Origin of the sequence: Cryobacterium flavum (assembly GCF_900103805.1) — a bacterium.
GTDB classification, from domain to species: domain Bacteria; phylum Actinomycetota; class Actinomycetes; order Actinomycetales; family Microbacteriaceae; genus Cryobacterium; species Cryobacterium flavum.
Window position 1 is genome coordinate 1 of the sequence record NZ_FNIB01000017.1, and the last position, 22,744, is coordinate 22,744.

Consider the following 22,744-nt stretch of genomic DNA (forward strand, 5'->3'; position numbering starts at 1 on the left):
TGTTGAGTTCTCAAGGATCGGACACACCCGACTTCAGGCCCTGTTCTGGGCTGTCGCTCCGGGGCAACTTGTCTAACTTACCCACCCAGCCAGTCGCTGTCAAATCGGCCAAACCGGGCAGTTTTCGGCATGCAAAGCACACCAAAACGCTCAGAAAACCCGACTCAACCAGCAACACACACTCGATGGGAGGCTTACTATCCTAGCCCAACTTCAACGCACTTGAAACAAGCACTCTCAGCTGATCTGGCTACGATCTGGTCCCACATGAGGCCGAAAAGCACTGCGGCTTTTCGCACCTTTGGGGTACGTATAGATACACTACGGCCACCACACCCACCCGTCAAAACGCACCCCACCCGGGCGTGTCGCACCTACCGGGCCCACCCTATGAACACGGGCCCAGTTTATAAACTGGGCCCACGGACGGGGCCTGGGCCCCGTCCGCAATACGGGCAGGGGCTAGTAGCGGTAGTGGTCCACCTTGTAGGGACCCTCGGCGGGAACGCCGATATAGGCGGACTGCTCGGGAGTCAGCACGGTCAGCTCCACGCCGAGGGCGTCGAGGTGCAGGCGTGCCACCTTCTCGTCCAGCAGCTTGGGCAGCACGTACACGCCCACCGGGTACTTCTCCGGCGAGACGTAGAGCTCGATCTGCGCGAGCACCTGGTTGGTGAAGGAGTTACTCATCACAAACGAGGGGTGGCCGGTGGCGTTGCCGAGGTTCATCAGGCGCCCCTCCGACAGAATGAGCACACTGCGTCCGCTCGGGAGGCGCCATTCGTCGACCTGCGGCTTGATCTGCACCTTGACGGCACCCGGCAGCGACTCGAGCGTGGCCATGTCGATCTCGTTGTCGAAGTGTCCAACGTTGGCGACGATGGAGAGGTGCTTCATGCGCAGCATGTGGTCGACGCCGATGACGTTGAAGTTTCCGGTGCCACTGACGAAGATGTCGACCTGCTCGACAACGGACTCGAGGCGGGCCACCTGAAAACCGTCCATCGCGGCCTGCAGCGCATTGATCGGATCGATCTCGCTCACGATTACGCGGGCGCCCTGGCCGCGCAGAGCTTCGGCGGCGCCCTTGCCGACATCACCATATCCGGCGACGAAGACGACCTTGCCGCCGATCAGCACGTCGGTGGCGCGGTTGAGGCCGTCGGGCAGTGAGTGACGAATGCCGTACTTGTTGTCGAACTTGCTCTTGGTGACCGAGTCGTTCACGTTGATGGCCGGAAAGAGCAGTTCATTGCTCGCGGCGAGCTCGTAGAGGCGGTGCACACCGGTGGTCGTTTCTTCAGTGACGCCCATGAGGTCGGCGGCGACCAGGGTCCAGCGGTCGCTCGACTCCGCCAGGGACTTACGGAGGGCGGCGAGAATGACGCCGTATTCGTGGCTGTCACCGGCAGCATCCGCTGGTACGGCACCTGCCAACTCGAATTCGCGGCCCTTGTGCACGAGCATGGTGGCATCGCCACCGTCGTCGAGGATCATGTTCGGGCCGGTCCAGCTGGCTCCGGCGCTAGCCGCCTCGGCGCTCCAGTCGAAGATCTGCGCGGTGCACCACCAGTAGTCCTCGAGGGTTTCGCCCTTCCAGGCGAACACGGGAACGCCGGCCGGGGCATCCGTTGTGCCGGTGGGGCCAACCGCGATCGCGGCGGCGGCATCGTCTTGCGTGGAGAAGATGTTGCAGCTGGCCCAGCGCACCTGGGCGCCGAGGGCCACGAGGGTCTCGATCAGCACGGCGGTTTGCACGGTCATGTGCAGGGATCCGGCGATGCGGGCGCCAAGAAGCGGCTTGGTCTCACCGAATTCGGTGCGGAGGGCCATGAGGCCGGGCATCTCGTTCTCGGCCAGGCGCAGCTGGTGGCGCCCAGCCTCCGCGAGCGACAGATCGGCGATTTTGTAGGTGAAGGTGGAGGGCACGGTGGGTGCGGCGACAGTCATGGCACTATCTTGCCATTTCAGCCTGAATGAACTCGACATTCTTACGCTCGTTGTGCGCGTAATCGCTCGCGCTGGCCGCTACGCTCGCCGCTACGCTCGCGCTGCCACTTCGCTGCGGCTTTCCTCGTGCTGGCCGCGGTCCGTTGGCAGAGCGGATGCCGCGGCCCGGCGCCGCGCGCCCGCTGCGGCCAGCGCCATCACGAGGAACGCCACGAGCGCGGCGGCCGCTCCGGCCCAGATCGGCGCCGTGTAGCCGAGGCCGGAGGCGATGAGGCTGCCGCCCGCTCCGGCACCGAGCGCGTTACCGAGGTTGAACGCCGCGATGTTGGCGCCGGAAGCCAGCGTGGTGGCGCCGTTTGCGTAGCGCATCACCCGCATTTGTAGGCCGGGAACGACGCCGAAGCCGAATCCGCCCATCAAAATGAGCGAGACCACGGTCGCGATCGGGTTGGCAGCGGTGAGCGCAAAGAAAACGAGCACGAGGGTCAGGGCGCCGAGGAAGGCGAGCAGGCTCGCGTCGAGGTTGCGGTCGGCGAGTTTGCCGCCGAGCACGTTGCCAGCGAAGAGTCCGACGCCGAACACCACGAGCAGCCACGGCACCATGCTCGCCGCGAAGCCGGCCACCTCGGTGAGGGTGAACGCGATATAGGTGAAGGCTCCGAACATACCGCCGAAGCCGAGCACGGTGACCGCGATCGACAGCCACACCTGCGGCGACCGGAAGGCGCGCAGCTCTTGGCGCAGGCTCGCGGTGCCGGCGCGCGGCGGCGCCATGGCCGGCAGCAGAAAGACCAGACCAAGCAGGGCGACGACGCCGATCGCGGTGATCGCCCAGAAGGTGGAGCGCCAGCCGAAGGCCTGGCCGAACAGGGTACCGAACGGCACACCGAGCACATTGGCGGCGGTGAGCCCGGTGAACATGATCGCGATCGCGCCGGCCTTCTTGTTCTCGGGAACGAGGCTGGCCGCGACGACGGCGCCGATTCCGAAGAAGGCACCGTGGCAGAGGGCGGCGATGATGCGGCCGCTGAGCATGATTCCGTAGGTGGGGGCGATGGCCGAGAGCAGGTTGCCGACGATGAAGAGCACCATGAGCGCCACGAGAACGCGTTTGCGGGAGAACCGATTGACGGCGGCGGTGAGACCGAGCGCGCCGACGACCACGCTGAGCGCGTAGCCGGAGATGAGCCAGCCCGCCACGGCCGGGGTCACCGCGAAGTCGGCGGCAACTTCGGGCAGCAGGCCCATGATGACGAATTCGGTGAGGCCGATTCCGAAGCCACCGAGGGCGAGGGCGATCAGGCTGATGGGCATGGCGAAACTCCTTGAACGGGACGGATGAGCGCCAACTCTGGCGGGACACAGATTGACCACCTACGCTGGTAATTGAACGCGCTGGTAGTTGCAGCCAACACTTGTTGCAGGCGCGCTACAAATACTTGCACACGCTAGCTATCCGCGCAAGCAACCATCGTGAACACCGGAGGATCCATGGGTATTGCAGACGACGCCGTCGAGGTGCGCGCCCAGGGCTGGCGTACCCTGGCATCCCTGCACGCGGCCATTGACACCGAACTCGAGCGAGCACTCCAGGGCGCGGTCGAACTGTCGGTCGTGGAGTACACCGTGCTCGACGCGCTCGGCCGCCAACACGGCTGGCACATGCGCATGCAGCAACTCGCCGGCGCGACCGCCCTGTCGAGCAGCGCGACCACCCGCCTGGTCAACCGCCTCGAAGAGCGGATGCTGCTCACCCGCGTTCTCTGCGCCGACGACCGGCGCGGCATCTACACCGAACTCACCGCGGCCGGGCACGCCCTGCACGATCGGGCCCGCCCGGTGCACGATGCGGCACTCGAGCGGGCGCTGGCATCCGCTCGGCTGGCGCCGGAACTGGCCGGTCTCGTCGACGCGATCGCCGGCTAGCCCGGTCCGAACGGCTCGGCACGTCGCACTATGCCGCGCTCAAGCGAGCACTGCCATCCGCTCGGCTGGCACCGGCACTGGCCGGTCTCGTCAAAGCTATCGCCGGCTAGCCCGGTCCGAACGGTTCAGCAGCGTTCCCCCGGGCCGCGTCAGCGCGTCGGTCGGAGGCCGGGCCCTGCCACCGATGCTAGCGGGGAGAGTCGGGGTCGTCGGCCACGAAGCGGTGCTTCATGAGCTGCCAGCCCTGGGGAGCGCTCGTGCGCTCGGCGTGACGCGAGCACAGGTCAAAACTGTGCGGTTCTTTGCGGCCGGACAGCGGGCCGAGCACAGCCAGGGACTCCCCATAGTCAAAGGTGAGCGTGGCCACCGAGGGTTCGAGGCAGGCAACGCGAGAACACGGGCGGAATGTCATTGCCTATAAGGGTAGCCGCTCCCAGCCCGCCGTAGGATGGCAGCATGTCCCGATCCCGTCGATCCGCTTCGCCCGAACCGACCGTGCGCGGCCGCGGGCGTGACCGGCACGGCCGCGGCATCCGTAGTTCGGCGACCGGCCCGTTTCTGCCGCCGCTGCGCACCCGCATCGACCTGTTCGACATGACGATCGCCTCGACGATCGAGTATTTGCGCGGCGTCTGGCCCGAAGAATTGGGCAAGTCGGTTTTTGAGGTGGCCGCCGGACCGCCCTCGGTCATCCCCGGTGTCGGGGTCGAGCGCTGGATGGTCACGCCGGAGACGAATCGCGTGGTGTTCTACCGCCTGCCGATTCAGCGGCTGTCGCGCCTGCACGAGAACGACGAGATGCACCAGCGCATGATGATCGAGACCTGCGTGTTTCGCGGCGTCGCCGAACTCCTCGGCAAAGACCCCTGGGATCTCGCGCCGGATCGCTTCCGCCACTTCTAGACCGCCGGGCGCGCTTCCGGCGAGCACCGCCACAGAGAAGCGTCGGCCACTGGGCGTCGCGGCATGTGTCTGAGAAGTTGGCACGTGTTCAAACCAGTGCCAACTTCCCCAATATGTGCCACGCGCAGAATGCGGGCGGGGCGGGCATTCGCAGGGCGGCAACCCCGCGATCCCTTTCTGCGACTGGGATCGCGGCGCTATTAGCGCGCGCGCTTGTCTGAACGTTTGCTGAATTGAGTAACAGAACGGTAACGGATTGGGGTAATTCCAAACCATTTCGGGGGTGGAACCGAACACCATGCAGACCCCAACACCACCTGCTCGAACTACAGAAAAGGATTTATCCCATGCGTACATTCACCAAGGCCACCATCGGTTTCGCATCTGCTGGAATTCTCATCGCCGGCCTCGCCGGCTGCTCGGCGACCGGCACCACGACCACCCCGGCGCCTGCCGCCAGCTCGTCCAGCTCGGCCGAAGCCACCCCGACGCCGCTCGCCTCGATCCCCAGCCTCTCCGGTGTTGACACCGCGGTGCTACTCGACGCCAACTTCGCCGCTGCCCTGACGAGCCTCGGCCTCACCGCCGGAACCGTCGGAACGGCCACCCTCGAAGACGGCAGCCTGCACTTCCCGATCACCGGCGGCAACGTGGACTACTACGACCCGGCCGAAAGCTACCGCCCGTTCGTTCAGGGCTCCATTCAGCACGAGGGTTCCGGCTTCTCGCTGGCCGCCGGCGACACCGTCGTCGAGTTGACCAACTTCACCATCGACCCGGGCACCTCGGAGCTCTTCGGTGACGTCTCGGTCAACGGCGCATCCGCCGCGACCCAGGTTCTCCTCTTCAACCTCTACGGCGGAACCCTGGAGCCCCTCAAGATGGACGGCGACAACGCCATCCTCACCGGCACCACGGTGCACATCTCCTCCGTCGCCGCCGGCCTGCTGAACGACACGTTCAAGACCGACGCCGTCGCTGACCAGCTGCTCGTTGGTATCGCGACGATCACCGCCGCCACCAAGTAGCTCTTCACAAGAGAGTCAGCGTCACAGCACGAATCGGGGCTCGCCACACGGCGGGCCTCGATTTTTGCGTGCCCGGGCGGTGTGTCGCACGTGACGTGCGCGCGCGGCGGGCTCGTGGCACGTCTTGGAGAAGTTGGCACGTGTTCAAACCAGTGCCAACTTCTCAAACGCGTGCCACGGCAGGATTAGGCGGCGGGACTGCGCGGCGGCATCCGCGCGGCGCGTCAAACGGATGCCGCCGCCCGGCTGCGCAGGTCGTCGCGCACGGTCACGGCGAGGTCGGGGTGGTCGACGAAGACCCCGTCGATGCCGCTGCCCATGACCGCTGCGAACTCGCCGCGCCAGTGGCCAAATTCGGCGGCCTGTTCACCGCGGCGATGCGGCTCAGTGAGGAAGGCGTTCTCGGGGCGCAGCGTCCAGCAGAGGATGTCCAACCCGGCCGCGTGGGCGTTCGCGACGAGAGACGAGACGACCAACTCGCCGGCGGCATCCGCCTGGATGATCAGGGATTTGTCAACGCTAATACCGTCAACGCTGAGAGCGGCGAGGCCGCTGTCGGTGAGATAGTCCGAGTAGTACGGGGCTGCGGCGCCGAGCTCGATGATTTTGTCGAGCGGCTGTCCGGTCGGGGCGATGAGAAACACGCTTTGAGCGCTGATGCCCCGGGCAGCGAGCTGCTCGAGCACGGTCGGTTCGAAGCTCTCGATGATGAGGCGCTCGTCGTCGTTGCTCCAGCCGGCCGCGCGCACCTCGGCGGCGAACAATTCGTCGAGCGGCAGGCCGATCGATTCGAAATAGGCGGCGTTCTTGATTTCCGCGACCATGCCGAGGGTGCGCCGATAGGTGTTCGAGGCCTCGTCGATGAGGTGAAACAGGTCGCTCAGCCGAAGGATCGGATACTGGTCGTCGTGCACGGCGCTCGTCGGCCGCAGGTGGGCGAGGCGTTCCCGGGCGCGCAGCGTGGCGAGTTCGGCCCAGGTGAAGTCCTCGGTGAACCAGCCGGTGAGGGTGTGGTCGGCGAATTCCTTGGTCGTGCGGCGGCCGGCGAATTCGGTGCGGGAGGCGACATCCGTTGTGGCGGAGATGTCGTTCTCGTGGCGCAGCACCAATATGCCGTCGCGGGTGGCGACAATGTCGGGCTCGACGGCGTCGGCGCCGAGCTCGAACGCGAGGTCGTAGGCGGAACGAGTGTGTTCGGGGCGGTAGCCGCTGGCTCCGCGGTGACCGATGACAAGAGGGGGCATCTGCACACCGTAACGGTGCCGGGTGACGTCGATAGCCGCTCAGGTGAACACCCGCTGAAGTTTCGACGCGGTGCAGGCGAACGACTCGCGAAGAGTGCGCGCAAACAATCAAATTGGCCGATCAGCGCCACGGGCGCTCCCTAACCTGACAGAGTCCGCTGCTTGGCCGACGGTATTTTTCAGGGAGATTTCAGCGTATGCCCACCATCGAGGACCTGCACCGCAGCACCGATTCAGCGGTGGCGGTATCGGTTTCGACCGGCGTTGTGTCGCCCGTGATGCCCCGTACTTTCACGCCGCGTAAGAAGAAAAAGCCGTGGAAATCGTGGCTGCTGTTTCTGCTGTTCGCCGGGCCGAACGTGGCGCTGCTCATCGTCTTCACCTACAAGCCGCTGCTGCAGTCGCTCTACTACTCCACACTGCAGTGGAACCTCGGCTCGGCATCGGCGATTCCGGTGGGCCTCGGTAACTATGTGACCTGGTTCGACGATCCCGGCACCGTTCGCGTCGTCACGGTCACCCTGATCTTCACGATCGCGACCGTCGGCGGCGGCATGGTGATCGGGCTGTTGTTCGCTGTGCTTCTGAATCGCAAGCTGCACGGTCGCGGCGCGGCCCGCACCATTGTGGTCGCACCGTACGTACTCTCCGGAGTGGCGGTGGGCCTGCTCTGGCTGTTCGTGTTCGACCCGAACTTCGGTATCACCGCGGCGCTGCTCGACGCGATCGGCGTGGCCTCACCGCCCTGGTACAACGATCCGCACTGGGCGCTGGTCATGGTCATCATCGTCTACCTGTGGAAGAACGTCGGCTACGTAGCTCTCATCTACCTGGCGGCGTTGCAGTCGGTGCCGCGCGACCTGCTCGAGGCTGCCTCGCTCGACGGCGCGTCGCCGGTGCGCGCGTTTCGCAACATCGTGCTGCCGCTGCTCGGCCCGACGACCTTCTTTCTGTCGATCACCACCCTGCTGAGCTCTCTGCAGTCGTTCGACATCATTCAGGCGATGACCAAGGGCGGACCGCTCGAGGGCACCACCACGATGATGTACCAGATTTACCAGGAGGGCTTTCAGGCCGGTCGGGCGGGGTATTCTTCCGCCGTCGCGACGATTCTGTTCGCCGTGCTGCTCGTGGTCACGCTGATTCAAATGAAGTACGTCGAGAAACGAGTGCACTACTAATGGCCACGCCTAGCCGTTCAACGACCGCGGCCGCACCGCGCCGCCGCAAGCCGCTGCAGCTCGGCGGCTACCTCGGCCTCGTGTTGGCCATCGCGATCATGATCCTGCCGCTGGCCTGGATGTTCCTGGCCGGGTTCAAGGAACGCGACGAGATCTACACCGTGCCGATCCAGTGGCTGCCTGAAGCCTATGACCTGTCCAACTATGCGGCAGCCCTGGCCGCCGTGCCGTTTGGAAATTTCTTTCTCAACAGCACCATCACCACCGTCATCGGCGCCGGCCTCAAGATGCTGCTCGGCCTGACCACCGCCTACGCGGTCGTCTTTCTGGAGTTTCCGTTCAAGAAATTCGTCTTCGGGCTGGTCATCTTTGCCCTGCTGGTTCCGCAGCAGATCGTTATGATCCCGAACTTCACCCTCGTAGCCTCGCTCGGCTGGATCAACACCTACCAGGGCATCATCGTTCCGGGGTTGGCCAGCGCGTTTGGCACCTTTCTGTTTCGTCAGCATTTTCTGACCCTGCCGATCAGTATTCTCGAAGCCGCAGCCCTCGACGGTGCGAGCCACTGGATGCGCCTCTGGCGGTTCATCGTGCCGATCAGCGCGCCGACCATCGCCGCGGTCGCCCTGGTCTCGATCGTCTCCGAGTGGAACGAATACCTCTGGCCGCTGCTCGTCGTCGACCGCTCCGACATGATGACGCTGCCGGTGGGCCTGACCCTGCTGCAGAACAACGACGGCGTCACCAACTGGGGCGTGCTGATGGCCGGCACCGTGCTGGTCACCGTGCCCGTGCTGATCGCGTTCTTTGCGCTGCAGAAACGCATCATCGCCGGACTGACCGCCGGTGGCGTGACCGGCTGATCTGCGGGCATCCGTTTTATTGAAGCGGATGCCCCCCTCTTTTCCGCTTGTGCCTACCCCTACAAGGAGAGTTCTATGACCGCGACACCCACGTTCACCATCAACCGCCGGCAGATTCTGAAGCTCGCCGCGGTATTCGGAGCCACCGCCACTCTCGCCGCGTGCAGCGGGCCCTCGCTCGGAGCGGGTGCCGGCGCCGCTGACGCACCGGTCACGGACTGGACGGGAGTCATTCCGGCCAAGGAGATCACCTGGTGGAGCAACCACCCGGGAACCTCGAAGCTGATCGAGGAAGAGATCATCAAGCGCTTCCAGGCCGAGAACCCCGAGATCACGGTGAACCTGGTCACGGCCGGCGCCAACTATGACGAGATCGCGCAGAAGTTCCAGGCGGCATCGGGCACCAACAGCGTGCCCGACCTCGTGCTGGCGAGCGACGTGTGGTGGTTCCGGTACATGATCAACGGCCAGATTCTGCCGCTGGACGACCTCGCCAAGCACCTCGAGTTCGACACCGCCGACTTCAACACGACGCTGTACGACGACTACACCTTCACCGGCAACCACTGGGCTATCCCCTACGCCCGCTCCACCCCGCTGTTCTACTACAACAAGGCAGTCTGGGCGAAGGCCGGGCTGCCCGACCGGGCACCGAAGACCTGGGCCGAATTTGATGAGTGGGCACCGAAGATTGCGGCCGACGGCGGCGTGATGCCGCTCGGACTCGGCAAGGGCGCATCCTGGGCGGCCTGGTGGTTCTGCAACATGCTGTGGGGCCAGGGCGGCGCCTACTCCGACGAGTGGACGATGACTCTCGACACTCCCGAAGCGATCGCAGCGGCGGACTACCTGCAGTCCCTGATCTACGACCGCAAGATCGCTACCGTGGCCGCGGTCGACCAGGTCGCCGACTTCGGTGCTGGCCTGACCGGCTGCATCATGGGCTCGACCGGCTCGCTGACCGGCATTCTGAAGGCCGCAACGTTTGACGTCGGCACCGGTTTTCTGCCGGAAGGCCCGAAAGGGCAGGCCTGCCCGACCGGCGGAACCGGCGTCGCGATCGCCTCCGACCGCACGCCGGAACAGCAGCTGGCCGCCGGCATGTTCCTGAAGTTTCTGACGAACTCCGAGAACACGGCGTACTTCTCCTCGAACACGGGCTACATGCCGGTGCGCACCTCGGCCCGCGATGGCGAGACCATGACCAAGGTCTACGCCGAGTTCCCGCAGTTTCGTACCGCCGTCGACCAGCTCGAGACGACTCGCTCGCAGGACTGGGGCCGCGTCTTCGTGCCGAACGGCGACAAGGAGCTCACCACCGCGCTCGAGAAGATCATGCTGCAGCAGGCCGCCCCGGCCGAGGCCTTCGCCGTTGCGAGCACGGCGATCGCGACCTCGTTCGACGAGAACGTGAGCGCGTACCTGTAACTCCGGGTGCAGGAGAGCGGGCTCGCCGGTTGGCGGGCCCGCTTTTGCGTCTGCCGGGGCGGCATCGGCTTGCCAGGTAGCGACTCGTGGCGAGCGCCCGATAATAGGCGGGCGAGCCGCTTTTCACGAAGCGCACCGTTCGATCGCGGCGAAACTCTTTGCGCGCCGCGCGCGGGTTCTTCAGCGCCTAATTGTGCCGCAAATGAGCCTGATCGGGGGTAATACGGAGCTGTCGGAACAGGGCTTCGGGTTTGCAGAGCAGGCCGGACCCATTGAACGCCTCATACAGCACCGCGTGCGGGTTGATCGGGCGGGAGCGCCAGTAGGCATGGGCCTCATAGCGCAGAGCACGACGGATGCGACCGGCCGCCTGCGCGAGGCGGCGACGCGGCTCCGTGAACACGGTGGCGAGCAGCCGAGCGATCATGCTCACAGCTTTGGGTAGGCGGTCGGGAGGGCAAGGCCGCGCTCGGTGAGCACGGCGCGCAGCCGGGTCGGATAGTCGGTGATGATGCCGTCGACGCCCAGGTCGATGAGGGTGTGCATGAGCGCGGTCTCGCTGACCGTCCACGGGATCACAGGCAGTCCGGCCGCGTGCGCCGCGGCGACGAGCTCGGGCGTGACCGTCTCGAAGATCGGCGAGAGCGCGTCATACCCCTGCGCGGCAGCGGCGCGGGCGACGGATCCGTCGTAGTCGTCGATGTCGATGCCGCCCAGGTGCACGCTCGCGCCGGGCCGGCCGACTCCGAGCCAGTCCTCGTCCTGGGCGAGAGCGACGAGTCGCAGCTTAGGGGCGATTTCACGCACGAGGTTGAGGGACGCCCAGTCAAAACTCTGCACCGTCACACGATCGGCGCGGCCCGACGCTTCGATCGATGCGACGACGGCGCGAGTGAGCGCCTTCATTTCGTCTGCGCCCGCCGGGCCGGGGGTCTCGATCTTGGTCTCGATGTTGAGTTGCACGGTGTCGGCCTGGTGAACGTCGACGAGCGCGAACACGTCGGCGAGTTCGGCAATGGTGTTTCCCGGCACATTCTGCTGCTCCGGATAGCCCGGAAGCTGCTGGTAGCCGCAATCGAGCGTCTGGATCTGTTCCAGGGTCAGCTCGCGCACCCGGCTGCCGGCGTAGGGAAATTGCGGGTCGCCGCGGAAGGCGGCATCCGTGTCGCGGCACTTGGTCGCGGTGAGCACATCGTCGTGCCAGACCACGACGGCGTCGTCGCGGGTGAGATGGGTGTCGAGTTCGAGGGTGCTGACGCCCAGCTCCAGCGAGGCGGCAAAGGCGGCGAGGCTCTCTTCGGAATGTTCGCCGCGGCCGCCGCGGTGGGATTGCAGGTCGAACTCGGCGAGTTGTGTCGCGCGGGGTGTCTGCGCGGCGGGCGCCGGCTCCCCCTGCGCGGCCACCACGGCACCGCCGACCAGGACCGTGCTGAGGGCGGCAGCCGCCGCGATGATCACAATCTTGCGCATGCGGCACTCTTTCGTGGATCGAAGCACGCCGAGAGGCGTGCATCTGCCCACGTTAAGGAGGCGAGGTGGCCGGCATCCGCTTCGCAGCGGTCAGGCGCATGAACTCTGTGTTAACACGTTGACTGCGTTACGCGCGACGGGCGGTCAGGCGGGGCGGCAGCATCTGCTTGAGCGCACCGGGGCCGGCGCGGCGCAGCGAGACGGCCACGATCACGATCACCGCGACCGCGATCGACACCTGGGTGAGCTGCGGGTTCGGCAGGAGCAACCGCAGGGTGAGCGCCATCGGCACGAGCAGCCATTCCCAGCGGCCGCTGAGCGCCACGAACGGCAGCAGCAGCAGCGCATACCAGGGGTAGCGGGGGCTGAGCACGAGCAGGGTCGCGCCGATCATCACGAGCTGACCGACCCAGGGCTGGGTCTGGTCGGTTTTGATGATGACGAGAACGGCCACGATCGCCAGAATAATGCCCGCCACGATCACAGCGGATGCCCCCGGCGCGACCAGAGACACCAGCGCGAACCGCGAGCCGTCCTGGTAGCCCTCTTCGGTGAGGTAGCCGGGCAGGTAGCCGAGCACCCCGATTCCGGTGGCGAGCACATAGGGCACGTACAGCAGAGCGAAACTCAGAACAGATGCCGCCACCATGCGCCACCCGCCCCTTTTCAGCAGCGCCGGTGCCGCCAGCACGGGAATGAGTTTGGTGCCGATTGCGATTCCGAGCATGATGCCGCCGCGCCAGACTTTTTTGCTCGAGACCAGGAACACGGCCGCGACCACGAAAATGACGCCGAGCATGTCTACGTGCGAGTTGGTGATGGCTTCGGTCGCCACGAGCGGACACCAGGCCCAAAGGGCCGCGTTTCTCTCGTTCAGGCCGCGGCGGCGCATGCCGTTCAGGAGCAGGACGGTCGTTCCGAGGCTCAGCAGCAACCCGGTGAGCTGCAGCGGCCAATATTCCGGCCCTGGTCCGGTGAGAAAGCGCACACCGGCGAAAAAAATCTCGCTGGCCGGCGGATAGATCGTGGGTACGGCCGTACGGTTCAGGGCCGAGCAGAGCAGGTCGCCATCGGTCGTGCGGGCGCGCACGATGCGTTCACCGACGCAGACTTCTGTGCCGACGGCGTTGGTCTGGGGTGCGGGGAAGAGCCAATCTGGTCTCAGGGAATCGAGGCGGGCATCCGCTGGCGTGAAAGCGTAGGGGCTGATGCCGTTGGTTTGTACGATGCCGTCCCAGGCGTAACGGGCCGAGTCGGTGCTCGTGTTGGGTGGGCCGACCATGGCGGCGCCGCCGATCAGAGCGGAACCGGCGAGGATCAGCGCAACGACCGTTTTGCCCCGGACACGGCGCAACAGCCACCAGGCCAGGCCGAAGAGCAGCCAGAGCGCGCTCGTGACCAGCACGAGCTGCACCTCGTCGCGGTCGGGGTTGAACAGGTCGAACGTGAGCACGCCGAACGCGGTGAGGGCAGCGCTGGCCACCAGCAGGGCAGCGATGATCGTTATGCGCACGGTTCAGTCTGTCTCATGGGTCGTGACTTTTCCGGGACCGTTCACCCATTCACCCGCACATCGTAAGGAATTCTTACCCTTTTTGAGCGCGGCGCGGTGGTGCAATGAAGGTATGCGGCGATTGATGTACGAGGCCCAGCGAGCGCTGGCGTCGCCGGTGCGCAATCCGCGCATGGCCACCGTGATCGGGCGGCTGCTTGGCGCCGCTTTTCTGATCTGCTTCGGCACCGGCCTGTACAGCCACTTTCTGCAGGAACCGCTCGACTGGATGCGCTTCGCGACCCGGCCCGAGTTTCTCTACCAGGTGACCCAGGGCACGCACATCATCACGGGCATCGCCTGTTTTCCGCTGCTGTTGGCCAAGCTGTACATCGTCTTTCCAAACCTGTTTGCGTATCCCCCGGTTCGCGGCATCGTGCATTTTCTGGAGCGCGCGTCGATCGCCCTGTTTGTCGGTGCCTCGCTCGTTCAGATCACGATCGGGCTGCTCAACACCTACCAGTGGTACCCGTGGCCGTTTCCGTTTCGGCAGGTGCACTTTGCGCTCGGCTGGGTGCTGATCGGGCTGCTGGTCATCCACATCGCGGTCAAGCTTCCGGTGATCACGCGGTACTGGAACAAATCTCCGTCCTCCGACGACGAGCATCTCTCCGATGCGGTGTCGGGGGACCGCGGTTCCGATGCCGAGGCCGTGCGCCTCTGGGGCACGACCCGCCCCAATGGCGTGACCGGGCGGGTGCTCGACTACATTGACGCGACGCCGCGCACTGCGTCGCGGGTCAGTCGGCGCGGGTTTCTCACCACGGTCGGTGTGGCTACGACCGCCGTCGTCGGTCTCACCGCCGGGCAGACCTTCACACCGCTGAACGCGGTCAACCTGTTCGCGCCGCGCAAGAAGGGCGTCGGCCAGCAGGGAGTTCCGGTGAACCGCACGAGCGAACAGGCCAAGGTAGCGGATGCCGCCATGGCCCCCGCGTGGAGCCTCACCCTCGCTGTCTCCGGCACCGAACGCTCGTTCACTCGGGACGAGCTGCTCGCACTGCCGCAGACGTCCGTGCAACTGCCGATCGCCTGTGTCGAGGGCTGGAGCCAGATGGCTTCGTGGCGGGGTGTGCGACTGCGCGACCTCGCCGATCTGATGAACGCCGACCCTGACACGTCGTTTCGTCTGATCAGCCTCGAAGAACGCGGCAGTTTCAGCAAAACGCAGATGGGGCGCGAGTATGTGCGCGACCCGCTCACGCTCGTTGCGCTCGAGCTCAACGGAGAGACGCTCGACCTTGAGCACGGGTATCCGGCCCGCATGATCGCGCCCGGCCGGCCCGGTGTGTTGCAGACCAAGTGGCTGAGCCGAATCGAGGCGATCTGATGACTTCTCTTCAAGGCGGTCTGACACCACCGCCGGCCGGAATCGAGGCGTCGACCGGTCAACGGATGCGCAGCATCCGCTTGGTGCTGCTGGGTGTCGGCGTGCTGATGCTGGCCTGGGGCGCGTTCGTGATGTTCGACTCGGTGCGGCTGACCCGCATTCCCGGGGTGGCGCTGTGGATTGCGGCGGCGATCGTGCTGCACGATGCGATTCTGGCGCCGATCGTGTTTGCGTTCGGGATTGCGCTGCGGCGGGTCGGACGACGGGCGACCGGGACGATCATTGCGATCGTGCAGGGCGGCATTGTCGTCGGGTCTCTGGTCTCGCTCGTGGCGGTGCCACTGATCGTGGCAAAAAACTTCGCCCCGGCCAACCCAACGGTGCTGCCGCTGAATTACGGGCTCAACCTAGGGATTTTCTGGCTCGTGCTCGCGGTGGTAACCGTGGGGCTGTCGGTGTGGGCGTTTCTGCGCGGGCGACGACCGGACGTGGCTTTTCCGGACGACTCCGGGCGCTGAGGTGGGTGGCTGTTGTCGGCGGCCCGCTATTGAGGAGCGGCCGGGCCCAGCTTTGAGAACTGGGACCATGATCTAGCATGGGCCCAGTTACCGGGCCCGGGCCCGGGCCCGGAAAGAAGGTACGGTCAGGCGCGGGCTAGGCGGGCGAAGGAACGGCCTCCGCGGGTCCATTCGGCGACCTGCACGAGTCCAACGCGGGCCGCGCGGCGGCGCAGGGCGCTGACGCCGATCTCGGCCCAGGGGAACGCATCGCTCGTGTGTCCGGCCGCGTCGTGCAAGGTGCCCTCGTAGGCGAGGTCATGCTCGGGGTCGCGGTGCACCTCGACGACGAGCACGCCGTCGGCGCAGAGCAGCGACACACAGCGGTCGAGCAGAGCGTCGGGGTCGCCGCCGATACCGATATTGCCGTCAACGAGGAGCAGGGTCGCCCAGGTTCCCGCGAGCGGAATGTAGTCGAAGACGGAGCGCTGCAGCACGGCGAGACCGGCTGCGAGGGCGATGCGCACGGCGGTCGGCGAGACGTCGACGCCGAGGGCATCGAGTCCCTCGTCGATCGCGGCCTGGATCATGCGGCCCGGTCCACAGCCGATGTCCAGCACCGGTCCCGCGACGCCGCAGAGCAGGGAACGGTCGATTGCATCGGCTCCGGCGCTCCAGCGCCCGGCGTGCATGGTCGACACGCGCGTCGGCGTTCCCGGATCGGCATCGGCTCGATTGCCGTGCAGGTACAGCACGTTGTCATCGGATTGCAGCGCCTGGGCATACGGTTCGGATCCGCCGGACCCGAACGTGGTCGGGCGGCGAAAACGCTCGGCCGTGGCGCGGTCTCTGGCAGCGTCGTCGAGTTCCCAGTCGGCCGACTGCTCCCACAGGCGCGGCGACACGAGGGTCATGAGCGTGCCCCGTTCACGGTGGGCAATTCGGCATTCCGCAACAGAGCGGATGCCGTCACCCCCGCGAAAGCACGCGCGAACCGGGTGTGGGGGGCGCTGGAGGCGACGGTGTGGGCATCCGTTATGGTGTCGATGTCGGTGAGTGAGGGCAGCAGGCCGACGGTGAGGCCGGCCTCGTCGAGGCGTTGCAGCTGGTGGGCGCCGGTGTCGGCGCGGCTCATCGGGATGCCGCGGAGCAGCGCGCCGGTCGGGTTTTTGAGCGCGAGCGCCCAGAAACCGCCATCGTCTGCGGGACCGAACCAGGCATCCGTTTCGTCGCCCCAGCCGGTGAAGACGGGCGCGAGCGCGGCGGCGTTGATCTGGGGGGTGTCCATGCCGAGCAGGAGCGTCGGCTCGTCGAGGTGGTCGAAGATGGCGGCGAGTCGCTCGTCGAGACTGCCGGAGGTCTGCGGCAGAATCTCCCAATCGGATGCCTCCGGCGGCGGGGTCACACCGTCGAACGCGAGGATGTGACGGGTGGCGGGCAGCGCGCCGGCGACGGCGAGGGTGTCGGCGAGGCTGGCGGCCGCAAGCTGGGCGGCCTGCTCGAGGGAGAGCGGCGGGTGCAGGCGGGTCTTGACCTTGCCGGGAAGGCATTCCTTGGCGATGACGACGATAGCGGTCATGAGCGGGCCTCGTTGGTGTTTGGGTTCCCGGTGCTGCTCGCGCTGTTGGCGCTTCGGGCGTTGTTGGCACTTTGGGCGTTGTTGGCACTTTGGGCGTTGTTGGCACTTTGGGCGTTGTTGGCGCTGAGCAGCGCGGACATGTCCTGAATGGCAGTCAGGGTTCCGCGCACGGTTCCGGTTACCTTGCTGCGGCCGACGCGCGGCGCGTAGCCCGTGTCCACCTCGCGGATGCGCCAATTCGCTGCGGCCGCGCCGAGAAACATCTCGAGCGGATATCCGCTGCGGCGGTCGTGCAGGTCGAGGGCGAGGAGGTGGTCGCGGCGGGCCGCTCGCATGGGGCCCAGGTCATGAATGTTCACACCTGTTATTCGGCGCAGTCGCCAGGAAAGATAGGTATTTGCTAGACGGGCATGCGGAGGCCAGGCGTTTCGGGTCGTGGGGCGACGGCGACCAAGCACGAGATCAGCCTCGTCGGCGCTGATCGGATCGACCACGAGAGGCAGGTCGCGGGGGTCCATCGAGGCGTCGGCGTCGCAGAAGGCCACGATCGGGGCGGTCGCGGCGAGGAGCCCGGCGTGGGCGGCGGCGCCGAATCCACGGCGGCGTTCGTGCACGACGTACGCGCCGAGGATGCGGGCGAGGTCGGCGGACCCGTCGGTCGACCCGTTGTCGACGACGATCGCGCGGTAGCCGGCGGGCAGGCGTTCGAGGATCCACGGCAGTGCCTGCGCCTCGTTGAGGCAGGGCAACACCACATCGACCCGAATATTCATCATTCTTCGACCCTAAAGGGGAGGTCTGGGGCTTCGGGGCGAAACAGGTTACGAACCGCTGAATGTTTCTGGGCGTTTGATGTGAAGTGGCTCAACGCACAATTGGCGGATGCCGGTGGCGGGTTGGTTGTCCGGGCCCATGTTGTGGCCCTGGGCCCAGTTTAGAAGCTGGGCCCGTGGACGGGGCCCGGGCCCCGTCCGGTTGGGCGGACGGCGTGAGGCGGGGCATCCGCTGGACCGACCGACAGGTGGGTGCGCGCGCCCCGCGCGGTATGGGGTGCGCGCGCCTAGTCTGAGGGGGTGTCTCCCTCCCAATATTTTGCGCCGCCCCGAGCGGATGCCCTCGCCGGCCGTCGCGTGCTCCTGATCGAGGACGACCCGACGGTATCCGAGGTGGTCGGGCGATACCTGCGCGCCGCCGGATTCGTCGTGGATGAAACCGTGGACGGGCTTGCCGGCCTGCGCCAGGCCGAACTCGCGCAGCCCGACCTTATTGTGCTCGACCGCATGCTTCCGCTGCTCGATGGCATCGAAGTGTGTCGCCGCATCCGCGTGAGCTGGGGCGCGCTTCCGGTGATCATGCTGACGGCGCTCGGCGAGGAGGAACACCGCATCGAAGGGCTCGAAGCGGGCGCGGACGACTACCTGGTGAAGCCGTTCTCTCCGCGCGAGCTGGTGCTGCGGGTGCAGTCAGTATTGCGGCGGAGCGGCACCGAATCCATTCCGGAGGGGATCCTCGACGCCGGCGAATTCTCGCTCAACCTCGCCGCACACGAGATTCGGTTGCGCGACAAGCCGCTCGTGCTCACGAGCCGGGAATTCGACCTGCTCGCCTATCTGATCTGGCGGCCGTCGCGGGTGCTGACCCGCGAGGAGTTGCTGCGTTCGGTCTGGGGCTGGGAATTCGGGGACCTGTCCACCGTGACCGTGCACGTGCGGCGGTTGCGGGAGAAGGTCGAAGCCGACCCGGCGCATCCGCTGCTCGTGAATACCGTGTGGGGGGTCGGATACCGGTTCGATCCGGTGCCGCTTGGGGCCGGTTCGACGCCCGCTAACGACGCATCGAGGAGCGCGGGATGAGCGCGCCGGGCGAGGTCGTCACCACGGTGGTCTGGTATTCGAGGCTCGCGGGAGGCACCGGGGCTTGGCCGGCCCGCGGCATCCGTTTAGCGGGTGGCACACCGTGACCGCTGGCGTCTTTGCGACCGTGGCCGGCATCGCGCTCGGTTGCGCGCTGGTTGTGGGAGCACTCGCCCTGCTCACCCTGCGGCTGCTGTCGCGGGGGTCGCTCGTGATGCAGGTGGTCGTCGTCGCGTTCGCGACCGTCGTGTCGGTGGTCAGCGGAACCTCCGCGGTGGCGTCGCTCATGTACCTGTCGGAGCACGACCTGAACGTGTTCTACTCGGTAGCCGCCGTCGCCGGAATCGTGTCGCTCGTCATGGCCTCTGTTTTGGGGCGGTCGCTGGTTCGCGACAACCAGTACTTTCGGGCTGCTGCGGCAAGCATCGGTCGGGGCGAATCTGTTATATCTCCGGATCGGCATACATCGACGGAGTTCGCCTCGCTCGCCGGGGAGTTGGCCGCGACGGCCGATCGGCTGACCGAATCCCGCCAGCGGGAGGAGCGCATCGAGTCGTCGCGTCGCGAAATCGTGGCGTGGATCTCGCACGACCTGCGCACGCCCCTCGCTGGCATCCGCGCCATGGCCGAGGCCCTCGAAGACGGCATGGCTCCCGACCCACAGCGGTATTACGCGCAGATTCGCGGGCAGGTCGACCGGCTCAGCGGCATGGTCGACGACCTGTTCGAGCTGTCCAAGATCCACGCCGGGGCGCTGCAGCTCAACTTTGAACGGGTGGCCCTGTATGACCTGATCAGCGACACCGTCGCAGATCTCGCGCCGGTCGCCCTCGGCAAATCGCTCGACCTGCGCTTCGAGGGTGAACGCGGTGTCACCCTCCAAGCGGATGCCCGGGAGCTCGCCCGCGCGGTCGGCAACCTGGTCATGAACGCCATTCAGTATTCTCCGGCCGACAGCGCCATCGTCGTCTCGGTCACCCGGCACGTCGACGGCAGGGCTGTGATTTCGGTTGTGGATGCGGCCGGCGGGATTCCGGAGCAGGATCTCGGTCGGGTGTTCGAGGCTGGCTGGCGAGCGAGTGAACCGCGGACCGTGTCCGCCTGGGGAACCGGCGCCGGTCAGAGCGGCGGCGCCGGGTTGGGGCTCGCGATCGTCGAGGGCATCGTGCGGGCTCATGCTGGGCAGGTGACGGTGACCAATGTGGGGAACGGATGCCGGTTTGAGATGCTGTTGCCGCAGCATCCGCTGGCCTGATCGGTCGGCAGGCCAAAGCATCTCCCGGTCTCTCTTCAGGGTTCAATCACTTCCCAGGGCATGACTCCTGCAATTTGCAGAAGGTGCCCGGAAAGTTGGCTGGAATTCCGCGCTTGCGCGCGGGGTCACCGAGAATTTGCAGGAGTTACGCCGTTTTCGCCACTCCCACAGGTGTCTGTGGCGACCGGAATAGCCCCGTGGGCTGGGTCAGGGACACACGGCAGCACGCAGAGGGGCCGTGGCGAACTCGCGCATGCCGTCTTCGAAGGAGACCTGGGCGGACCAACCGAGTTCCGTGCGCAATCGCTCGGAGGACGCCGTAATGTGTCGCACGTCGCCGAGCCGGTACTGCCCGGTCACGATCGGGGTGAGGCCACCGGCCGCCGCGGCAAGGGCGGTCGCCATATCGCCAATGGTGTGCACGATTCCGCTGCCAACGTTGAACGGGCGGAATATTCCGGAATCGGAATGGGCCGTGAATTCCAGCGCGGAAATGTTGGCGGCGGCCACATCACGCACGTGCACGAAGTCGCGGCGCTGCCGGCCGTCTTCGTACACCCGCGGAGCCTCACCGCGCTCGATCGCCGAACGAAACAGGGAGGCGACCCCCGCGTAGGGCGTGTTCTGCGGCATGCCCGGTCCGTAGACGTTGTGGTAGCGCAGGGCGGCGACCTGCCCGCCGGTCGAGCGAGCCCAGGCCGTGGCGAGATATTCCTGACCGAGTTTGCTGCTCGCGTAGACGTTGCGCGGGTCGAGCGGGTCGGTTTCGCTCACCAGAACGGGCTCGAGCGCCTGGCCCGTCTCCGGGTCGCGCGGGTCGAAGCGCCCGGCGTCGAGGTCGCTCGCGAGGCGCGGGCCTGGCCGGGTGAAACCGTTCGGGCCGCGATAGCTGCCCTCCCCGTAGACCACCATGGATGACGCCAGAACCAGACGGCGGATGCCCCGCTCGGCCATCGCGGCCAGCAATACCGCCGTTCCCACCTCGTTGCTGTGCACGTAGTCGGGGGCGTCGGCAAAGTCGACGCCGAGTCCCACTTTGGCCGCCTGATGGCAGACCACGTCGATGTCTTCGAGGGCGCGGGCGACGGTGTCCGGGTTGGTCACGTCGCCGAGCAGGAACTCCACCCGTGGGTCCAGGCCCGCCGGGCGTGCGTTCCCGGCCCGGAAGCTGGGCCCAGGTTCTCTCATGGGCCCGCTTTCCGGGCCCGGGCCCGGAAAGATAGGGGACGCGGATTCAGGCGTGGACTCAACCTCGGACCTTGGCTCGCGGTCGGCCGCGGACGCTCGCTCGGGCTCGGACACGAGTGCCGGCGCAGGCCCGTGCACGTCGGCGCGCAGTGAGTCCAGTACGCGCACCTGATAGCCGCGGGCGAGGGCGGCGTCGACGATCGCGGATCCGATGAAGCCCGCTCCGCCAGTGATCAGCAGGTGTTCGCCGGTCATGGCTGGTCCCGCTTGACGGTGCTGACGCAGCCGGCACCAGGGTGGCGCTCCGCGTTCCCCGTCGATCCGCCGGCGACCCGCTGAAACGCACCGCGCGCCGAGCGATCCATGTTCACGCCAGCGCATCCGGGTCAGACACCACGGCACGAGCGAGTACGGCGGCGACCTGGGCCGGGTCGATGAGCTCACGCGGAGCGAAGTCAGTCGGCAGAGCTCGCAGGATGCCGTCGATCGCGGCCAGAATACGCGGCTGGGCGTCGCGCAGGCGCCGGAACACGACCGAGGCGGTCACGGCATCCGTTTCGAGGGAGGTTACACCACGGGCGGCGGTCTCGGCGTCCCCGGCATCCGCTGCGAGCACCGGCGCGAGCCCGGCGTCGGCATCCGTCACGAAGGAAAGGTTCACAGTGCCCAGGTTGAGCTCCCCGGCCAGCACGATTTCGGGGTAGGCGGTCATATTGACGATGTGGGCGCCGACCGAGCGGAACCAGACTGACTCCGCCCGGGTCGAAAACCGCGGGCCCTGAATGACGACGACCGTTCCGGTGGGGGCGAAGTTCTCGCCCAGCTCTTCGAGGGCGTTCACGGCGTACCCGCGCAGCAGCGGATCGAACGGGTCGGCGGCGGAGAGATGCTGCACCGATTCCCGGTCGTAGAACGTGTCGGGACGTCCAGTCGTGCGGTCGATGAACTGGTCGGTGACCACGAGCAGCCCGGGCGCATACTCCGGCGTGACTCCCCCGACCGCCGAAGACGAAATGATCGCCCGCACGCCGATCGAGGCCAGCGCCCAGATATTCGCGCGGTAGTTGATCAGGTGCGGGGCGACGCTGTGACCGCTGCCGTGCCGGGGCAGAAACGCGACCCGGCGACCGGCTCGCAGGCCGATCGTGACGGGCGTGGTTCCGTAGGGCGTCTGTACCTGGTGCGTTACGGCGCCGGCCGGGTCGATGAGTTCGTAGAGTCCGGATCCGCCGATGACGGCAAACTCGGCACGCGCCGTCGGGTCGACCAGAGGTTCGGGCAGCGATTCGGCCGAGGGCGCAGCCAATTGGTCGGCAGTCGGGTCAAACGTCACAAGCGGCTCCCAGCGTTTAAAAGTCGAGTGTTCAGTGTGCCATCGAAACCTGCGTGCCCGCGCAAGCCCGCCTACCCGGTCGGGGCCCAGGCCCCGTCCACGGGCCCAGTTTATAAGCTGGGCCCAGGGACGGGGCCCGGGCCCCGACCAGAAAATGGGCGCCC

Annotated in this window: 22 protein-coding genes; 10 read left to right on the forward strand and 12 right to left on the reverse strand. The window is 66.5% G+C overall.

Going from position 1 to position 22,744, the window contains the following annotated elements:
• Positions 1-462: 462 nt before the first annotated feature.
• Positions 463-1,950 carry an adenosylhomocysteinase gene (gene ahcY, locus BLS91_RS17235; protein WP_092341991.1) on the reverse strand — a complete coding sequence of 496 codons (1,488 nt, stop codon included), beginning with the start codon at positions 1,948-1,950 and terminating at the stop codon, positions 463-465.
• 90 nt (positions 1,951-2,040) lie between these two features.
• The gene (locus tag BLS91_RS17240) at positions 2,041-3,264 is read right to left on the reverse strand and encodes an MFS transporter (protein WP_092341992.1); all 1,224 of its coding nucleotides are present in this window, start codon (positions 3,262-3,264) and stop codon (positions 2,041-2,043) included.
• A 177-nt stretch (positions 3,265-3,441) separates the two neighbouring features.
• Between BLS91_RS17240 and BLS91_RS17245 the strand changes: the two genes are divergently transcribed.
• The gene (locus tag BLS91_RS17245; protein ID WP_092341993.1) at positions 3,442-3,876 is read left to right on the forward strand and encodes a MarR family winged helix-turn-helix transcriptional regulator; all 435 of its coding nucleotides are present in this window, start codon (positions 3,442-3,444) and stop codon (positions 3,874-3,876) included.
• A 187-nt stretch (positions 3,877-4,063) separates the two neighbouring features.
• On the opposite strand, the gene BLS91_RS17250 is transcribed toward BLS91_RS17245, so the two are convergent.
• Complete coding sequence (locus BLS91_RS17250; protein ID WP_092341994.1) at positions 4,064-4,288, reverse strand: DUF3499 family protein; 225 nt, start codon at positions 4,286-4,288, stop codon at positions 4,064-4,066.
• Positions 4,289-4,332: 44 nt separating this feature from the next.
• Between BLS91_RS17250 and BLS91_RS17255 the strand changes: the two genes are divergently transcribed.
• Both BLS91_RS17255 and BLS91_RS17260 read left to right on the forward strand, forming a co-directional pair.
• A complete protein-coding gene (locus BLS91_RS17255; protein WP_092341995.1) occupies positions 4,333-4,779 on the forward strand; it encodes a metallopeptidase family protein in 447 nt (148 codons plus the stop codon).
• Between the two features lie 347 nt (positions 4,780-5,126).
• Positions 5,127-5,807 (forward strand): hypothetical protein, encoded by a 681-nt coding sequence (locus BLS91_RS17260; RefSeq protein ID WP_092341996.1) that lies wholly within the window; start codon positions 5,127-5,129, stop codon positions 5,805-5,807.
• Between the two features lie 224 nt (positions 5,808-6,031).
• On the opposite strand, the gene BLS91_RS17265 is transcribed toward BLS91_RS17260, so the two are convergent.
• Positions 6,032-7,051 carry a glycerophosphodiester phosphodiesterase family protein gene (locus BLS91_RS17265; protein WP_092341997.1) on the reverse strand — a complete coding sequence of 340 codons (1,020 nt, stop codon included), beginning with the start codon at positions 7,049-7,051 and terminating at the stop codon, positions 6,032-6,034.
• Between the two features lie 197 nt (positions 7,052-7,248).
• Here BLS91_RS17265 and BLS91_RS17270 point away from each other — a divergent pair, with 197 nt between their 5' ends.
• The 3 genes from BLS91_RS17270 to BLS91_RS17280 all read left to right on the forward strand — a co-directional run bounded on the left by BLS91_RS17270 (position 7,249) and on the right by BLS91_RS17280 (position 10,523).
• Positions 7,249-8,232: a carbohydrate ABC transporter permease gene (locus BLS91_RS17270; RefSeq protein WP_092341998.1), complete on the forward strand. Its 984-nt coding sequence runs from the start codon at positions 7,249-7,251 to the stop codon at positions 8,230-8,232.
• On the forward strand, positions 8,232-9,095 hold the full coding sequence (locus BLS91_RS17275; protein ID WP_092341999.1) for a carbohydrate ABC transporter permease: 864 nt from the start codon (positions 8,232-8,234) through the stop codon (positions 9,093-9,095). The genes BLS91_RS17270 and BLS91_RS17275 overlap by 1 nt, the downstream gene beginning before the upstream one ends.
• 75 nt (positions 9,096-9,170) lie before the next feature.
• Positions 9,171-10,523: an ABC transporter substrate-binding protein gene (locus BLS91_RS17280; protein ID WP_092342000.1), complete on the forward strand. Its 1,353-nt coding sequence runs from the start codon at positions 9,171-9,173 to the stop codon at positions 10,521-10,523.
• A gap of 187 nt (positions 10,524-10,710) precedes the next feature.
• Here the strand turns inward: BLS91_RS17280 and BLS91_RS17285 are convergent, their stop codons facing one another.
• From BLS91_RS17285 to BLS91_RS17295, 3 genes are all read right to left on the reverse strand, one after another.
• Positions 10,711-10,950 carry a hypothetical protein gene (locus BLS91_RS17285; protein WP_092342001.1) on the reverse strand — a complete coding sequence of 80 codons (240 nt, stop codon included), beginning with the start codon at positions 10,948-10,950 and terminating at the stop codon, positions 10,711-10,713.
• Between the two features lie 2 nt (positions 10,951-10,952).
• Complete coding sequence (locus BLS91_RS17290; RefSeq protein ID WP_092342002.1) at positions 10,953-11,993, reverse strand: glycerophosphodiester phosphodiesterase family protein; 1,041 nt, start codon at positions 11,991-11,993, stop codon at positions 10,953-10,955.
• 127 nt (positions 11,994-12,120) lie between these two features.
• Positions 12,121-13,506 (reverse strand): glycosyltransferase family 87 protein, encoded by a 1,386-nt coding sequence (locus BLS91_RS17295; protein WP_241983011.1) that lies wholly within the window; start codon positions 13,504-13,506, stop codon positions 12,121-12,123.
• A gap of 112 nt (positions 13,507-13,618) precedes the next feature.
• On the opposite strand from BLS91_RS17295, the gene BLS91_RS17300 reads away from it, so the two are divergent.
• Both BLS91_RS17300 and BLS91_RS17305 read left to right on the forward strand, forming a co-directional pair.
• Positions 13,619-14,875: a molybdopterin-dependent oxidoreductase gene (locus BLS91_RS17300; RefSeq protein ID WP_092342003.1), complete on the forward strand. Its 1,257-nt coding sequence runs from the start codon at positions 13,619-13,621 to the stop codon at positions 14,873-14,875.
• Positions 14,875-15,393, forward strand: coding sequence for a hypothetical protein (locus BLS91_RS17305; protein ID WP_134505159.1), 519 nt, complete (start codon positions 14,875-14,877; stop codon positions 15,391-15,393). The genes BLS91_RS17300 and BLS91_RS17305 overlap by 1 nt, the downstream gene beginning before the upstream one ends.
• 125 nt (positions 15,394-15,518) lie before the next feature.
• Here the strand turns inward: BLS91_RS17305 and BLS91_RS17310 are convergent, their stop codons facing one another.
• From BLS91_RS17310 to BLS91_RS17320, 3 genes are read right to left on the reverse strand one after another with little or no spacing between them, the layout of a single operon-like run.
• The gene (locus BLS91_RS17310; protein ID WP_233197430.1) at positions 15,519-16,286 is read right to left on the reverse strand and encodes a methyltransferase domain-containing protein; all 768 of its coding nucleotides are present in this window, start codon (positions 16,284-16,286) and stop codon (positions 15,519-15,521) included.
• Positions 16,283-16,951 (reverse strand): TIGR04282 family arsenosugar biosynthesis glycosyltransferase, encoded by a 669-nt coding sequence (locus tag BLS91_RS17315; RefSeq protein ID WP_092342005.1) that lies wholly within the window; start codon positions 16,949-16,951, stop codon positions 16,283-16,285. The genes BLS91_RS17310 and BLS91_RS17315 overlap by 4 nt, the downstream gene beginning before the upstream one ends.
• Complete coding sequence (locus tag BLS91_RS17320) at positions 16,948-17,727, reverse strand: glycosyltransferase family 2 protein (RefSeq protein WP_092342006.1); 780 nt, start codon at positions 17,725-17,727, stop codon at positions 16,948-16,950. Before BLS91_RS17320 ends, BLS91_RS17315 begins: the two co-directional genes overlap by 4 nt.
• Positions 17,728-18,024: 297 nt before the next feature.
• On the opposite strand from BLS91_RS17320, the gene BLS91_RS17325 reads away from it, so the two are divergent.
• Together BLS91_RS17325 and BLS91_RS17330 are read left to right on the forward strand one after the other, a co-directional pair.
• A complete protein-coding gene (locus BLS91_RS17325; RefSeq protein ID WP_092342007.1) occupies positions 18,025-18,804 on the forward strand; it encodes a response regulator transcription factor in 780 nt (259 codons plus the stop codon).
• 103 nt (positions 18,805-18,907) lie between these two features.
• A complete protein-coding gene (locus tag BLS91_RS17330; protein WP_233197431.1) occupies positions 18,908-20,059 on the forward strand; it encodes a sensor histidine kinase in 1,152 nt (383 codons plus the stop codon).
• A 207-nt stretch (positions 20,060-20,266) separates the two neighbouring features.
• Here BLS91_RS17330 and BLS91_RS17335 read toward each other — a convergent pair whose 3' ends face one another.
• Together BLS91_RS17335 and BLS91_RS17340 are read right to left on the reverse strand one after the other, a co-directional pair.
• Positions 20,267-21,502, reverse strand: coding sequence for an NAD-dependent epimerase/dehydratase family protein (locus BLS91_RS17335; protein ID WP_104088463.1), 1,236 nt, complete (start codon positions 21,500-21,502; stop codon positions 20,267-20,269).
• A gap of 112 nt (positions 21,503-21,614) precedes the next feature.
• Positions 21,615-22,580 (reverse strand): MTAP family purine nucleoside phosphorylase, encoded by a 966-nt coding sequence (locus BLS91_RS17340; RefSeq protein WP_241983010.1) that lies wholly within the window; start codon positions 22,578-22,580, stop codon positions 21,615-21,617.
• Positions 22,581-22,744: the final 164 nt, after the last annotated feature.

Coding starts and splice junctions, on each gene's coding strand:
- ahcY (WP_092341991.1), bottom strand. CDS start 1,950: ATGACTGTCGCCGCACCCACCGTGCCCTCCACCTTCACCTACAAAATC.
- BLS91_RS17240 (WP_092341992.1), bottom strand. CDS start 3,264: ATGCCCATCAGCCTGATCGCCCTCGCCCTCGGTGGCTTCGGAATCGGC.
- BLS91_RS17245 (WP_092341993.1), top strand. CDS start 3,442: ATGGGTATTGCAGACGACGCCGTCGAGGTGCGCGCCCAGGGCTGGCGT.
- BLS91_RS17250 (WP_092341994.1), bottom strand. CDS start 4,288: ATGACATTCCGCCCGTGTTCTCGCGTTGCCTGCCTCGAACCCTCGGTG.
- BLS91_RS17255 (WP_092341995.1), top strand. CDS start 4,333: ATGTCCCGATCCCGTCGATCCGCTTCGCCCGAACCGACCGTGCGCGGC.
- BLS91_RS17260 (WP_092341996.1), top strand. CDS start 5,127: ATGCGTACATTCACCAAGGCCACCATCGGTTTCGCATCTGCTGGAATT.
- BLS91_RS17265 (WP_092341997.1), bottom strand. CDS start 7,051: ATGCCCCCTCTTGTCATCGGTCACCGCGGAGCCAGCGGCTACCGCCCC.
- BLS91_RS17270 (WP_092341998.1), top strand. CDS start 7,249: ATGCCCACCATCGAGGACCTGCACCGCAGCACCGATTCAGCGGTGGCG.
- BLS91_RS17275 (WP_092341999.1), top strand. CDS start 8,232: ATGGCCACGCCTAGCCGTTCAACGACCGCGGCCGCACCGCGCCGCCGC.
- BLS91_RS17280 (WP_092342000.1), top strand. CDS start 9,171: ATGACCGCGACACCCACGTTCACCATCAACCGCCGGCAGATTCTGAAG.
- BLS91_RS17285 (WP_092342001.1), bottom strand. CDS start 10,950: ATGATCGCTCGGCTGCTCGCCACCGTGTTCACGGAGCCGCGTCGCCGC.
- BLS91_RS17290 (WP_092342002.1), bottom strand. CDS start 11,993: ATGCGCAAGATTGTGATCATCGCGGCGGCTGCCGCCCTCAGCACGGTC.
- BLS91_RS17300 (WP_092342003.1), top strand. CDS start 13,619: ATGCGGCGATTGATGTACGAGGCCCAGCGAGCGCTGGCGTCGCCGGTG.
- BLS91_RS17305 (WP_134505159.1), top strand. CDS start 14,875: ATGACTTCTCTTCAAGGCGGTCTGACACCACCGCCGGCCGGAATCGAG.
- BLS91_RS17310 (WP_233197430.1), bottom strand. CDS start 16,286: ATGACCCTCGTGTCGCCGCGCCTGTGGGAGCAGTCGGCCGACTGGGAA.
- BLS91_RS17315 (WP_092342005.1), bottom strand. CDS start 16,951: ATGACCGCTATCGTCGTCATCGCCAAGGAATGCCTTCCCGGCAAGGTC.
- BLS91_RS17320 (WP_092342006.1), bottom strand. CDS start 17,727: ATGATGAATATTCGGGTCGATGTGGTGTTGCCCTGCCTCAACGAGGCG.
- BLS91_RS17335 (WP_104088463.1), bottom strand. CDS start 21,502: ATGACCGGCGAACACCTGCTGATCACTGGCGGAGCGGGCTTCATCGGA.